This window comes from Rhizobium sp. RM (genome assembly GCF_013390595.1).
GTDB lineage: Bacteria > Pseudomonadota > Alphaproteobacteria > Rhizobiales > Rhizobiaceae > Agrobacterium.
The window spans coordinates 198,041-210,810 of sequence record NZ_JACAWV010000003.1 but is presented as its reverse complement, the minus strand read 5'-3'; the positions used below and the strand labels follow the sequence as shown (position 1 = coordinate 210,810).

Annotated in this window: 14 protein-coding genes; 9 read left to right on the top strand and 5 right to left on the bottom strand. The window is 57.5% G+C overall.

The window, feature by feature from the left end:
- Positions 1-14 precede the first annotated feature (14 nt).
- From HWX89_RS03140 to trmD, 4 genes are all read left to right on the top strand, one after another.
- Complete coding sequence (locus HWX89_RS03140) at positions 15-332, top strand: chorismate mutase (RefSeq protein WP_138795249.1); 318 nt, start codon at positions 15-17, stop codon at positions 330-332.
- Positions 333-363: 31 nt separating this feature from the next.
- Positions 364-741 carry a 30S ribosomal protein S16 gene (rpsP, locus tag HWX89_RS03135; RefSeq protein ID WP_138795248.1) on the top strand — a complete coding sequence of 126 codons (378 nt, stop codon included), beginning with the start codon at positions 364-366 and terminating at the stop codon, positions 739-741.
- A 120-nt stretch (positions 742-861) separates the two neighbouring features.
- Positions 862-1,428, top strand: a complete 567-nt coding sequence (rimM, locus tag HWX89_RS03130) for a ribosome maturation factor RimM (protein WP_138795247.1) — start codon at positions 862-864, stop codon at positions 1,426-1,428.
- 3 nt (positions 1,429-1,431) lie between these two features.
- Positions 1,432-2,136 (top strand): tRNA (guanosine(37)-N1)-methyltransferase TrmD, encoded by a 705-nt coding sequence (gene trmD, locus HWX89_RS03125; RefSeq protein WP_138795246.1) that lies wholly within the window; start codon positions 1,432-1,434, stop codon positions 2,134-2,136.
- Here trmD and HWX89_RS03120 read toward each other — a convergent pair.
- Positions 2,118-2,864, bottom strand: a complete 747-nt coding sequence (locus HWX89_RS03120; RefSeq protein ID WP_138795245.1) for a sulfite exporter TauE/SafE family protein — start codon at positions 2,862-2,864, stop codon at positions 2,118-2,120. The genes trmD and HWX89_RS03120 overlap by 19 nt on opposite strands.
- Positions 2,865-3,130: 266 nt before the next feature.
- Here HWX89_RS03120 and rplS point away from each other — a divergent pair, with 266 nt between their 5' ends.
- The 3 genes from rplS (at position 3,131) to HWX89_RS03105 (ending at position 5,438) form a co-directional block, all read left to right on the top strand.
- On the top strand, positions 3,131-3,670 hold the full coding sequence (gene rplS, locus HWX89_RS03115) for a 50S ribosomal protein L19 (RefSeq protein ID WP_138795244.1): 540 nt from the start codon (positions 3,131-3,133) through the stop codon (positions 3,668-3,670).
- A gap of 125 nt (positions 3,671-3,795) precedes the next feature.
- Entirely contained in the window at positions 3,796-4,593 is a 798-nt protein-coding gene (locus HWX89_RS03110; protein ID WP_138795243.1) for a transporter substrate-binding domain-containing protein, read from the top strand.
- Between the two features lie 83 nt (positions 4,594-4,676).
- On the top strand, positions 4,677-5,438 hold the full coding sequence (locus tag HWX89_RS03105; protein WP_138795399.1) for an amino acid ABC transporter permease: 762 nt from the start codon (positions 4,677-4,679) through the stop codon (positions 5,436-5,438).
- 46 nt (positions 5,439-5,484) lie between these two features.
- Here HWX89_RS03105 and HWX89_RS03100 read toward each other — a convergent pair whose 3' ends face one another.
- Positions 5,485-6,765 (bottom strand): MFS transporter, encoded by a 1,281-nt coding sequence (locus HWX89_RS03100; RefSeq protein ID WP_138795242.1) that lies wholly within the window; start codon positions 6,763-6,765, stop codon positions 5,485-5,487.
- Between the two features lie 226 nt (positions 6,766-6,991).
- On the opposite strand from HWX89_RS03100, the gene HWX89_RS26410 reads away from it, so the two are divergent.
- Together HWX89_RS26410 and leuC are read left to right on the top strand one after the other, a co-directional pair.
- Complete coding sequence (locus HWX89_RS26410) at positions 6,992-7,114, top strand: hypothetical protein (protein ID WP_262523428.1); 123 nt, start codon at positions 6,992-6,994, stop codon at positions 7,112-7,114.
- Between the two features lie 64 nt (positions 7,115-7,178).
- Positions 7,179-8,588, top strand: a complete 1,410-nt coding sequence (gene leuC / locus HWX89_RS03095; RefSeq protein WP_138795240.1) for a 3-isopropylmalate dehydratase large subunit — start codon at positions 7,179-7,181, stop codon at positions 8,586-8,588.
- A gap of 60 nt (positions 8,589-8,648) precedes the next feature.
- Here the strand turns inward: leuC and HWX89_RS03090 are convergent, their stop codons facing one another.
- The 3 genes from HWX89_RS03090 to thiP all read right to left on the bottom strand — a co-directional run bounded on the left by HWX89_RS03090 (position 8,649) and on the right by thiP (position 12,754).
- Complete coding sequence (locus tag HWX89_RS03090; RefSeq protein ID WP_138795239.1) at positions 8,649-10,175, bottom strand: M48 family metalloprotease; 1,527 nt, start codon at positions 10,173-10,175, stop codon at positions 8,649-8,651.
- Positions 10,176-10,418: 243 nt separating this feature from the next.
- Positions 10,419-11,135, bottom strand: a complete 717-nt coding sequence (thiQ, locus tag HWX89_RS03085) for a thiamine ABC transporter ATP-binding protein (RefSeq protein WP_138795238.1) — start codon at positions 11,133-11,135, stop codon at positions 10,419-10,421.
- Positions 11,132-12,754, bottom strand: a complete 1,623-nt coding sequence (thiP, locus tag HWX89_RS03080) for a thiamine/thiamine pyrophosphate ABC transporter permease ThiP (protein ID WP_138795237.1) — start codon at positions 12,752-12,754, stop codon at positions 11,132-11,134. The genes thiQ and thiP overlap by 4 nt, the downstream gene beginning before the upstream one ends.
- Positions 12,755-12,770: the final 16 nt, after the last annotated feature.

Below are 12,770 nucleotides of genomic sequence, written 5' to 3'. Positions count from 1 at the left end.
GGCAGGGGGACATCATGACCACGACCGAAGTGAAGGCCCAGCTTTCCGAATACCGCCAGTCGATCGACAACATCGACGCCGCACTGGTTCACATTCTTGCCGAACGTTTCCGCTGCACCAAGGCAGTGGGCGTATTGAAGGCAAAATACAATTTGCCGCCGGCAGACCCGGCGCGCGAGGAATACCAGATCGATCGCCTTCGCCGTCTGGCAAAGGACGCCAATCTGGACCCGGATTTCGCCGAGAAGTTCCTGAACTTCATCATCACCGAAGTCATCCGGCATCATGAAGCAATCGCCGCCGAACATGGCGGCAACGAAAAAACCGCCTGATCGGCGGAAAACACCTCAAGGAGTAAATAACATGGCACTGAAAATTCGTCTCGCCCGTGGCGGTTCCAAGAAGCGTCCGTACTACCAGATCGTCGTTGCTGACGCCCGTTCGCCGCGCGACGGCCGTTTCCTCGAAAAGGTTGGTTCCTGGAACCCGATGCTTGCAAAGGATAACCCGCAGCGCGTTGAGCTGAAGGTTGACCTCATCAAGGAATGGATCGCCAAGGGCGCACAGCCGACCGACCGCGTTCTGCGCTTCCTCGCAGAAGCTGGCCTGGCTGAGCGCGACGCTCGCAACAACCCTGAAAAGGCAAAGCCGGGCAAGCGCGCTCTGGAGCGCGTTGCTGAGAAGAAGCAGAAGGCTGAAGACGCCGCTGCTGCTGCCGCAGAAGCCTCTGCTGCAGAATAATCTGCAAGCGATCGCTTGAAGAGCGGGTGGCGTGGTTTACCGCGCCGCCCGTTTTTGGTTTATTGTGCTGTGAAAACGCCATAAACCGAAGACGATAAACACCAGATGACGGACGGCCCGATGGCAAAACTGGAAAACCCGGTTCTCATGGCAAAGATTGGCGGCGCGCAGGGCCTGCGCGGCGAAGTGCGAGTGAGTTCGTATACGGACGATCCGATGGCGTTGGGCGACTACGGCAATCTGGTCAGCGCCGATGGCCGCGTCTTCGAGATACTGGAAGTTCGCGAAGGCAAGAACGTCGTGGTCATCCGCTTCAGAGGCGTCAACGACCGCAATGCCGCCGAAGCCCTGAACGGGCTGGAACTCTTTGTCGATCGCGACAACCTGCCCGACGAAGAGTTGGATGACGACGAATTTTATTACGCCGATCTCGAAGGGCTGGAAGCCGTCGATGCCGAAGGAAACAGCTATGGCGCGGTCAGTGCCGTATTTGATTTCGGCGCAGGCGATCTGCTGGAACTGAAGGGTGCCGGCCGCCGCCCGACGCTGATCCCCTTTTCGGAAGCCGCAGTTCTCGAAATCGATCTCGATGCCGGAAAAATTCTGATCGATCCCATGGCGGCAGGCCTGATCGACAATCCCGACGACAAGGACGAAACCGGCGTTTCGCCGTTCGGCAAGAAATAATCCATGACCTTCAAGGCTACCGTCCTGACGCTCTACCCGGAAATGTTTCCGGGCCACCTTGGCTATTCTCTGGCAGGCAAGGCCCTGGATAAAGGGCAATGGTCGCTGGAAGCGGTGCAGATCCGCGAGTTCACGACGGACAAACACCGCAGCGTCGATGATACACCTGCTGGCGGTGGTGCCGGGATGGTGCTGAAACCGGACGTTCTGGCCGCAGCCATCGATCGTGTATCCGAAGGCGATACGCGCCCACGCCTGCTGATGAGCCCGCGTGGCAAACCCTTGTCCCAGGAGCGTGTCCGCGAACTCGCCGCTGGTGAGGGCGCAATCATTGTTTGCGGTCGCTTCGAGGGTGTCGACCAGCGTGTGATCGATGCGCGCGAACTGGAAGAGGTTTCCATCGGCGACTACATTCTGTCCGGCGGAGAACCGGCGGCCTTGACGCTTCTCGACGCGATTGTTCGGATCTTGCCGGGCGTCATGGGCAACGATCTCTCAGGCGTTCACGAGAGCTTTGAAGGCGGACTGCTGGAGCATCCGCATTATACCCGACCGCAGATATGGGAAGGACGCGACATTCCTGCCGTTCTGACCTCCGGCAATCATGCCGCCATCGATAAATGGCGGCAGGCTCAAGCGCTGGCGCTGACAAAAGAACGTCGTCCGGACCTGCTGGACAAGCCTGCGTCTCAGGCCGACAGGAAATAATAGCCCGTCAACACCAGCCCGACGGCAATGACAAGCCATCGGATGATCCATTGCGGCACCCGCCTTGCCGCGTGAACACCAGCATAACCGCCAAGTGCGGCTGCCGGAAACATGATGAGTGCCGCCCACCACGACACGACGCCGCCACTGACGAAGATCGTAATCGCGATAATGGCAATCACCACCGACAGCAGGTTTTTCAGCGCATTGAGATGATGATAGCTGCCGCCGGACGTGACGCCCAGAATGGCGAGCATCATGATGCCCATGCCGGCCCCGAAGAAGCCGCCATAAACAGACGCTAACCCCTGGAAGACAAGGCTTGGCAGATTGCCTGGAGAGCGCTCAGCGCTCGATCTTGGACGCAGCCACGGCCCCGCCGCAAATACTGCTGTCGCGGCAAGCAGCAGCCACGGCACGAGTTGGCGGAAAGAAGGGTTATCAAGCGACAGGAGAAGTAGCGCGCCGGCCAGTCCACCTACCACGGAAACGGCTGAGAGCAAGATTGCCTCGCGCCAGTGTTTGCGAATTTCCGGGCCATAGGCGATCACAGAGGTGATGTAACCGGGAAACTGCACAATGGCGGACGTGGCATTGGCAACGATTGGCGGCAAACCGGCAAGTGTCATTGCCCCGAAAGTCAGAAATGTGCCGCCACCGGCAATGGCATTTACGACGCCCGAAAGAAAGCCGGTCGCGAAAAGCAGAAGAACGATAAAAATGGACATGGCCCCTCCCAAGGTTCTCATGCCATAAAGGCGAAGTTCGATCCCGACAACCGCCTCGATCAACGAGCGGAAGATAAAATATTGTCACAAAAGGGATGACAAAACGCGCGTCGTCGTGTATGTGCCCGCGTGGAAATGGGAAAACTCCCTTAACCGCAAGCAAAGAATGGCGAACCCGCTCCTGCCGAAAGGCACGATCCCAAGGCTGTGACCGAAGGATGAGATGTTGAGCGCTCTGGCTGTTTCAGAAGAAATTAGAGGTTAACATGACCAATATCATTCAGCAGCTGGAAGCCGAACAGGCTGCCAAGATCGAAGCCAAGCGCACCCTGCCCGACTTTTCTCCGGGCGACACGGTTCGCGTTAACGTTCGCGTTACGGAAGGTAACCGTACCCGCGTACAGGCTTACGAAGGCGTTGTTATCGCTCGCTCCGGCGGCGGCCTGAACGAGAACTTCACGGTTCGCAAAATCTCCTACGGCGAAGGCGTTGAGCGCGTATTCCCGGTTTACTCTCCGCTGGTTGAAGGCGTCGAAGTCGTTCGCCGTGGTAAGGTTCGCCGCGCGAAGCTCTACTACCTGCGCGACCGTCGCGGTAAGTCTGCACGTATCGTTGAAAACACCGGTACGCGCGCTCGCAAGCTGAACGAAGCCGAGCGTCAGGCTATTGCCGACGAAAAGGCACGTCTGGAAGCTGAAAAGGTTGCAGCAGCACAGGCTCTCGCAGCCGAGAAGGCAGCAGCCGAAGCCGCAGAAGCAAAGGCAGCGGAAGAAGCAGCAAAGGCTGCTGAAGGCGCAGCAGAATAAGATTTCCCATTACGGGATTTTTTCGAAAAGGCGGTCTTTGGACCGCCTTTTTTGTTGCCCGCTCTTTACTTGCCCCAGCCGTCGCAACCGTGCATTTTCGAGAAAACTCTTTCAGGAGATGCCTCGTGACCACCAGACGCCTGTTCCTCGCCACCCTCGCCGCTCTGAGCACCGCTCCTCTTCTGGCGCGCGCGGCCGAACTGCCCGATCTCAAGGGGCGTACCGTTGTTGTGGTGACCGAGAATGCCTACCCGCCGCTGCAGTTCATCGATCCGAAATCAGGCGATGCGATCGGCTGGGAATACGATGCCATGAAGGCGATGGCCGAGCGGCTGAACTTCAAGCTCGAATACCGGAATATCTCCTGGGATGCGATGATCCAGGCCGTGTCGGACGGGCAGTACGACATCGGCATGACCGGCATCAGCATCAAGGATGAACGCAAAGCGAAGGTCGATTTTTCCGACCCCTACATGCGCTCTGAAATGTTCATGCTGGTGCGTTCCGACGAAACGCGCTTCACCGACGCAAAGAGCTTTGCGGCCTTTGAAAAAGGCCTGGTCGGGGCACAGGCAGGAACCACCCCCTTTTATACGGCCGTCTACGATATTCTCGATGGCAATGAACAGAACCCCCGCATAAGGCTCGTAGAAACCTTTGGCGCCAGCGTCCAGGCTTTGATGACGGGCGATGTCGATCTCGTGCTCACGGATGGCGTGGCGGGAAAAGGATATGTGGAAGTCTCGAAAGGCGCTCTGAAGCTGATCGGCGATCCATTGGGGGGCGATGATTTCGGCTTCATCTTCAAGAAGGGCTCCGATCTTGTCGCGCCCGTAAATGCGGCTATTGCGGCTCTAAAGGCCGATGGCACCTTCGCGGCTCTCGATAAGAAGTGGTTCCTGGATTACAAGCTCGGCGAATGACCTGAGCCGACGCATGTGATGGGGACGAAATCGTTTTGAGTGCCGGACAGACGAAGAATGACGAGGATTTTCCGTGGTGGCTGATGGCGATCCTTGCCATTGGCATCGGGCTTGCGGCCCTAATCGCAGTCAATGACCTTTACACCCAGGTTTTCACCACCGTCGCGAAGGGTATCGGTATAACGATCTTCGTGACGCTGGTCGCCTTCATCCTCGCGACACTTCTGGGCCTTGGCATTTCACTGCTCAGCATGGCCGACAACATCGTTTTGCGACAGTTCGCTCGATTTTACATCGAAGTGATCCGCGGCATACCGGTTCTCGTCCTGCTATTTTACATCGCCTTTGTCGGCACGCCGGGACTCGTGAGTCTCTATAATTGGCTGACTGCACCTCTGGCTGAGAGCGGATTGCTTGAGCCTTTGTTGGTGCGCGACGTCTCGCTGACATGGCGCGCAATCATTGCTCTGGCGATTTGTTACGCCGCCTTCATTGCCGAAATCTTTCGGGCAGGCATTCAGTCGGTATCATCCGGGCAGATCGAGGCTGCGAAAGCGCTCGGTCTCAATCGCTATCATCGTTTCAGGCTGATTGTGTTGCCACAGGCATTGAGGACAATCTTTCCGCCGCTTTCGAACGACTTCGTCGCCATGGTCAAGGACAGTTCGCTCGTTTCGGTTCTGGGGGTCACCGATATTACCCAGATGGCAAAGGTCTATGCGGCAGGTTCGTTCCGCTTTTTCGAGACTTACTCGATTGTCGCCTATGTCTACCTGATCCTGACGATCGGCTTGTCGCTGATCTTGCGGCGCGTTGAAAAGGCTTTGCGCTCGAAGCAGCACTGAGGCGTGGCGCGACAGCCGGGAAACCCGGCTGCCGCATTTTCGTTTGTCAGGCAGTCGCCCTGTTTTCGCTGGCGATCGTGCGCGTGGCGATAATGACCAGCACGCCCGCAACAGCAAGGCAGAAAGCCAGGAAGAACATCGGTGCGATAGTGCTTCCGGTCTGATCCTTGATCCACGGAACCACGTTCTGTGCGACGAAACCACCGAGATTGCCGACCGAGTTGATGGCCGCAAGACCGGCAGCAGCGCCAGCTCCCTTGAGGAAGCGACCAGGCAGGCTCCAGAACACCGGCTGGCCAGCGAAAATGCCTGCAGCAGCAATGCAAAGGAACGTGAACTGCAGCACCGGAGTGGTCAGCAAAGCCGACATCAGAAGGCAGGCCGCACCAATGAAGGCAGGACCGACGATGTACAGCGTCTTGTTCTTGGCACGATCCGCAGCAGCCGGAATGACATACAGCGAGATTGCGACAGCGATCCACGGAATGATGTTGATGAAACCATTGGCCGTGTTGGAAACGCCGAAGCTCTTGACGATGGTCGGCAGCCAGTAGCTGAGCCCGTAGGCAGCAAGCGGGAAACCGACATAGCAGAGCGACATGAACAAGACGCGCGGATTGATCAACGCTCTGAAACCATCATCGGCGTGTTCTTCCATACCGGAATTTTCAGACGCGATACGGTTCTTCAACCAGTCCTTCTCGTCCTGCGTCAGGAACTTCGCCCTGTCGGGCGTATCGTCCAGATAGAAGAGCGTAAAGATACCGGCGATAACCGCAGGAACGCCGGTGGCAAGGAACACCCATTCCCAGCCTGCATATCCGAGCAGACCGTCCAGATCGAGCAGCATGCCGCCGAGCGGCGCGCCGATCGCATTGGCAAGCGCACTGAAGATCATGAACAATCCGACCATACGGGCGCGGTAATCCCGCGGGAACCAGACAGTCAGCAGATAAAGAACACCAGGGAAGAAGCCGGCCTCACACGCTCCCAAGAGGAAGCGCAGGATGTAGAACATCGTCGGGCTGCTTGTGTAGGCAAGCGCGATCGTGACCAGACCCCAGGAAATGATGATACGTGCGAACCAGCGGCTTGCACCGAAGCGCGTCAGCAGCAGATTGCTCGGAACTTCGAAAATAAAATAACCGATGAAGAACAGCGAAGCGCCGAGCCCATAGGCATATTCGCTCAATCCAAGATCGCCCACCATTTGCAGCTTGGCAAAGCTGACGTTCTGACGGTCGATATAAGCGATAAGATAGAGAACGCCAAGAAACGGCATGAGCCGCCAGGTGATCTTCGAGATAAGGGACTTTTCAGATACCATGTGCTTTCCCTCCCTTCGATTCCTCGTTCGAAATGCAGATGATAAGGCGCTCCGTCTATATGTGCAGCGCACAACAAGCAAGTTGCAATGCAGCAATCACCCCGCAATACAGGGGATTTCAAGGCATCTCGCGTAAAAAACTGGCATTTCGTGGCGATAAAATCGGCACTCTCGCCACCTCGGCATGATATTGCCGTAGCGTCCCCGATCTGGTATGAAGGCGGCCATGGAATCGAAATTCGGATGTCTCGCGCAGAATATCTACGTGCTGCAGGACCATAAGCGTCTGCCAGCCCGTTTTTTCGCGCGCATCGCCGGGGCGCTCAACAGCCGACTTAGGCTCGCCTGACAGTACCTGCTGTCCACCTCATATCGATCTCCAATTTACCTTTTGAATGACAAGGCAAAGAGCCATGAGCGCACCGCGTACCCTGTATGACAAGATCTGGGACGACCACGTCGTCAACCGCGACCCGGATGGGACCTGTCTCATCTACATCGACCGTCACCTCGTTCACGAAGTGACGTCGCCGCAGGCCTTCGAAGGCCTGCGTATGGCAGGTCGTCCTGTCCATTCGCCGACCCGCACCCTGGCTGTCGTCGACCACAACGTTCCAACCACGGCCGATCGTCTTGAGGGCATCAAGAACGAAGAAAGCCGTATTCAGGTCGAAGCACTGGCGCAGAACGCCAAGGATTTCGGCGTTGAATATTATTCCGAACGTGACAAGCGCCAGGGCATCGTTCACATCGTCGGCCCTGAACAGGGCTTCACCCTGCCTGGCATGACGATCGTCTGCGGCGACAGCCACACCTCCACCCACGGAGCCTTTGGCGCATTGGCGCATGGTATCGGCACCTCGGAGGTTGAGCACGTTCTGGCAACCCAGACGCTGATCCAGAAAAAAGCCAAGAACATGCTGGTGCGTGTCGACGGCAAGATACCGGAAGGCGTGACGGCAAAGGACATCATCCTCGCGATCATTGGTGAAATCGGCACCGCCGGCGGTACCGGCCACGTGATCGAATTTGCCGGCGAGGCGATCCGTTCCTTGTCCATGGAAGGCCGCATGACGGTCTGCAACATGACGATCGAAGGTGGCGCCCGCGCTGGTCTCATCGCACCGGACGAAACGACGTTCGAATATATCAAGGACAAGCCGCGCGCACCGCAGGGCGAAACGCTGGAACAGGCGATCGCCTACTGGAAGACGCTGAAGTCGGATGAAGGCGCGCACTACGACAAGATTGTCGTGCTGGATGCCGCCAGCCTGCCACCGATCGTTTCCTGGGGCTCGTCGCCTGAAGACGTGACATCCGTTCAGGGCACTGTTCCTGATCCGGACAAGATTGAAGATGAGAACAAGCGTGCCTCCAAATGGCGCGCTCTGGAGTATATGGGCCTGAAGCCCGGCACCCGCATGACTGATATTCCTGTCGATCGTGTCTTCATCGGCTCGTGCACCAATGGTCGCATCGAGGACCTGCGTGCTGCGGCAAAGATCGTTGATGGCCGCAAGGTCGCGCCGACAGTCTCCGCAATGATCGTCCCCGGCTCCGGACTGGTGAAAGAGCAGGCGGAAAAGGAGGGTCTGGACAAGATCTTCCTCGACGCCGGTTTCGAGTGGCGCGAACCGGGCTGCTCCATGTGCCTTGCCATGAACGATGACCGTTTGAAGCCGGGCGAACGTTGCGCCTCGACATCGAACCGCAACTTCGAAGGCCGTCAGGGCTACAAGAGCCGCACACATCTGGTTTCCCCCGCCATGGCGGCGGCGGCGGCCATCGCCGGCCACTTCGTCGATGTTCGTGAATGGCAATAAACGTCGAAGCCAAACCAGACTGACAAAAAACCCCGGAGCGATCCGGGGTTTTCTTTTTGGTTACTCCGAAATGATCTTCACCCGCTGGCCGGGTTGGAGAGTGGCTGTCGCGCTCAACGCGTTCAGTACCCTGAACATGTCAAGCTTGCGATCCGTGCCCATCATGCGCGCCGCCATCGTCGCCACGGTCTCACCGGGTTTTACGGTGATGACCCGTACGCGCAGCGGTTTCAGCGAGGCAATCTCCTGTGGCGTCATCCGCCGGAAGCTGCTGCGCAGAACGTTGGCAACACTGTCAAGCTGCGGGCTGCCTTTTGGCACGGCCGTCAGAAAACGGAAGATCTGTTGGCCGACACGGATGACGGTCACATCGAAATCCCACTTGTCGGCGGACGCACGGGCCGTTGCGGCCTCGAGCCCATTGACCTGGGTTTCACGAACGGTTTCCGGGATGAGGCCCGCCACCCAGCCACTCGTGAGATAGTTCGCAAGACTGGTCTGCTTGGGATCGGCAACGCCATCAAAACGGATGGCCATGTCGCCAGGTCCGGTCGCCAGAACGGCTTCCACCTTGTTATCGATCACGAAGCCTTCCGGAACATCGAAACGGATGCCGAGCGTGCCGTGCAGGAATGTCTGCCCACGGACGTAACCTTCCTGTGGACTGTCGCCATAAAGCAGCCCATCGATGCCATCGAGGAACCAGTCGCGGCCACGATCACCGACCTGCCCCTCCTGGCCGAAGGCGCGGGCATGACGCCGCGCCAATTCGATACGTTGTGGCGTATTCGGGTGGCTGGACAGGAAGTCGAGGCTCTGGTCGCTGTCGGGATCGGCGGACGTGAAGCGGGCGTAAGCGGCCATCGAGTCAAGGAACCGGGGCGACGCGAAAGGATCGTACCCTGCCTCGCCCAGCATCCGCACGCCGATAACATCAGCCTGCAGTTCCTGCTGACGGGAAAATGCTGCAAGTCGCAGCTTGCCACGTGCCAGCGCCTGCTTGCCGGCGAGGTCGCTGGACAGCACCTCGGCAACCACCCTGCTGGCAATAACCTCCGCCTCCTCACGGCGCTGACGCTCGATCCCGTGATTGGCGGTGACATGGCCCATTTCGTGCGAAAGCACAGCCGCTACTTCAGACGCGTCATTGGCAAGCGCCAGAAGGCCACGCGTCACGTAAAGATAGCCACCCGGCAAAGCAAAGGCATTGATCGCCGGTGAATTGAGAATTGTGATGCGATAGGATTGCTGCGGATTTTCCGATACCGCCGTCAGCGCACCGGTGATGCGCGCAACCAGCCGTTCCGTTTTGGCATCGTGATATTCACCACCGTAACTCGCCACGATGCGGGGATGCTCACGCGCACCCATCTGGGCACGCGGGTCGTTTTTTTGCACCTCTTCCACGGTCTGCGGATTGTCGGACGGCCGCAACGTGGATTGGTAAGCCGGGCTGAACAGAGACTGGCAGGAAGATAGAATGACGGAGGATGCCGCAAGCACAGAAAAAACTTTGGCCGCTCTGCCGAAACGCTGAACGCCTGAACCGGAGAACAAACCCCTCTGTGCAGTCACGCAATTTTTCATTCTGTTAGTCTGCTCCTAACGTTCCTGATCATCCGTTAATTGCAGACCAGAATATCATATTCCCCTCGACCAGCACATGAATGCCGCAGAGGTAAAAACGATCCTTCGCACCCGGACTATTTTTGAAGAAGGCAATAGTTACCGTGTTCTCGGACAACAACTTGAGTCTCGCAAGTGCAAATTAGCGTCATTGAAGTCGTGTGGTAAAGCGATTGCCAGCGGGCCGCGTCGAAAATAAGGCGATCATCCATTCAGGAAGCCCTCAATGACCTTCACATTTTGTGTGGCAAAGAAATCATCGACCGAACCCGAGTAGAGAACGCTGCCCTGATCAAGAAAAACCACATCCTGAGCCAGCTTCTTCACGTCATCGATATGATGCGTGACAATAACGACGGTATGTTGTGTTTCGGCTTGCAGTTTAACAAGCAATGAGACCATCCCGGACCGCAAACCCGGATCAAGCGCGGCAAAAGGTTCATCAAGAAGCATGACAGGCTTTTCGCGCACAAGCGCGCGTGCCAAAGCCGCTCGCTGCCTCTCACCGCCCGACAGCGTGTTCGGCATGCGTTTTCCGAACCCCGCCAACCCAACGCGCTCAAGCGCAAGGTCAATTTCCTGCCTGTCCTTTGCCTGCAATTTCAAAGACGGACTGACGCCAAGCGCAACATTGGTGAAAATGTCGAGATGCGCAAAAAGGTTGTTGTCCTGAAAGATCAATGAAACGGGACGTTCGGAGGGATCGAGCATCTTTACGTCCTGCTCATTGATCAGCACCCGGCCGGTGTCCGGCATCTCGAAGCCGGCAACAAGGTTGAGCAAAGTCGACTTGCCGGAACCCGAGGCACCGACGACAGCCGTAATCCGTCCTCTGTTGAAACTGCAGTCAAACTGAAAGCTCTGCGACCCGAGTGTTAAGTTCACTTCATCCAGCCGAATCGCCAGATTTTCCGTACTCATGCGCTTCCCTTTGATGATTTGGAACTCGGCACACCGCCAGCGGAAAGCAACAGGCAAACGAGACCGAGAATGAAGGCGTATCCCGCCGCATCATTCGTCCGATAGCTGCCCATATTGCTGTAAACCAGCCAGGGTAAGGTCACAAAGTTCTCCGAACCGAATAGGGCAACCGCGCCAAGGTCGCCAAGCGACAGTGCCATTGAAAATGACATGGCCATGGCAAGAGACCGCCACAGGACAGGCATGTCGATCAGACGCATACGCGAAAAAGTCGAGATGCCAAGACTTGCCGATAGGCGCCCGGTGCGGGCGCGGTGCGTCGCAATGGCTGGCTCCAATACCCGCATGACAAGCGGCAGGGCCATCAGCATGTTGATCAGGGCGACGAGCAAGGGGGCAAACAGATTGACATCGCCCAGTGGTCTCAAAAGCAAAAACCAGCCACTTCCGAGGACCACAGGCGGCACGAGAAGGACGAGTGAAGAGCCTGCTCCATAAAGTACCGAGACGAACCGCAAGGGCGCCGTAACTCTTCGTTTTGAAGAAATCGCCTGCCGCGCAGCAATCAACGCAACGCAGCAAAGCACGGCAAGTGTCCCCGACAGCAGCGCGATGAAAAAGCTGGTGGTCGCGGCCCGCACAAAGACCGGCGCCGAAACAAGCCGGATCAGATCGGCACTGAGCCCGGAAGCAGCGACGGCCGCAAGCGGCAAGCCGACCAGAAGGATCACGAAAACAATGGCCGCTCCGTCCCAGACCCGGGCAGCGATACCGAAACTGTCAAAACGACGGATCGGTCGTCCCAGGGATGCAATCTCCGCGTCCTGCGAGGGAAACAGGGAAAGCAAACCAAGAAGAACGGCCGTCAGGGTGATCTGCATCAGCGAAAGGGCAATCGCGCGCTGTGGATCGAAATCAAATCGCAGCGCCTGGTAGATGGCCACTTCGAGTGTCGTTGCCGCAGGTCCACCTCCCAAAAGCAGAACAAGCGTAAAACTGGTGGCACATAGCATGAAGATGAGCCCGGCAATGCCCGGCACGAGGCGCATGACTGCAGGCCACTCGATGAAGCGAAGCACCGATAACGAGCCCATACCAAGGCTCGACGCCATGCGCCAATATTCTGCGGGCACGCGCTCCAGCCCCGCCAGCATCAACCGAACGGCCAACGGCAGATTGAAAAATACATGCGCAACGAGAATGCCAGAGAGGCCGTAGATGCTGAATGGCTGCTCTTTGCCGAGTGACAAAAGCGCGGTGTTCAGCGCACCTTGCCTGCCCCAGATCGCGATGATCCCGAAGGCCCCGACAATTGCTGGCAGACCCATCGGAACCGCCAGCAGCCTGATTATCCAGATACGGCCGGGAAAACGTCTTTGCCGGGCCAGCGCCAGCGCCACCGGCAGACCCAGAATGATGGAAATAAGGGTGGACAGCGTTGCCTGATAAAGCGTGAAGCGGAGGATGCGCAGCGTATAGGCATCCAGAATTCCCGAAGCCGACGTTCCAGCATCAAACGAAAGCAGCGCGACGACGGCAAGCGCCATGAACAGAAAAACGGCGGTAAACGCCGCCGTTCCTCCAATCATCGACCATCTGTAGTCGCGACGCAGCATCATCTGTTCGCCTGAACTT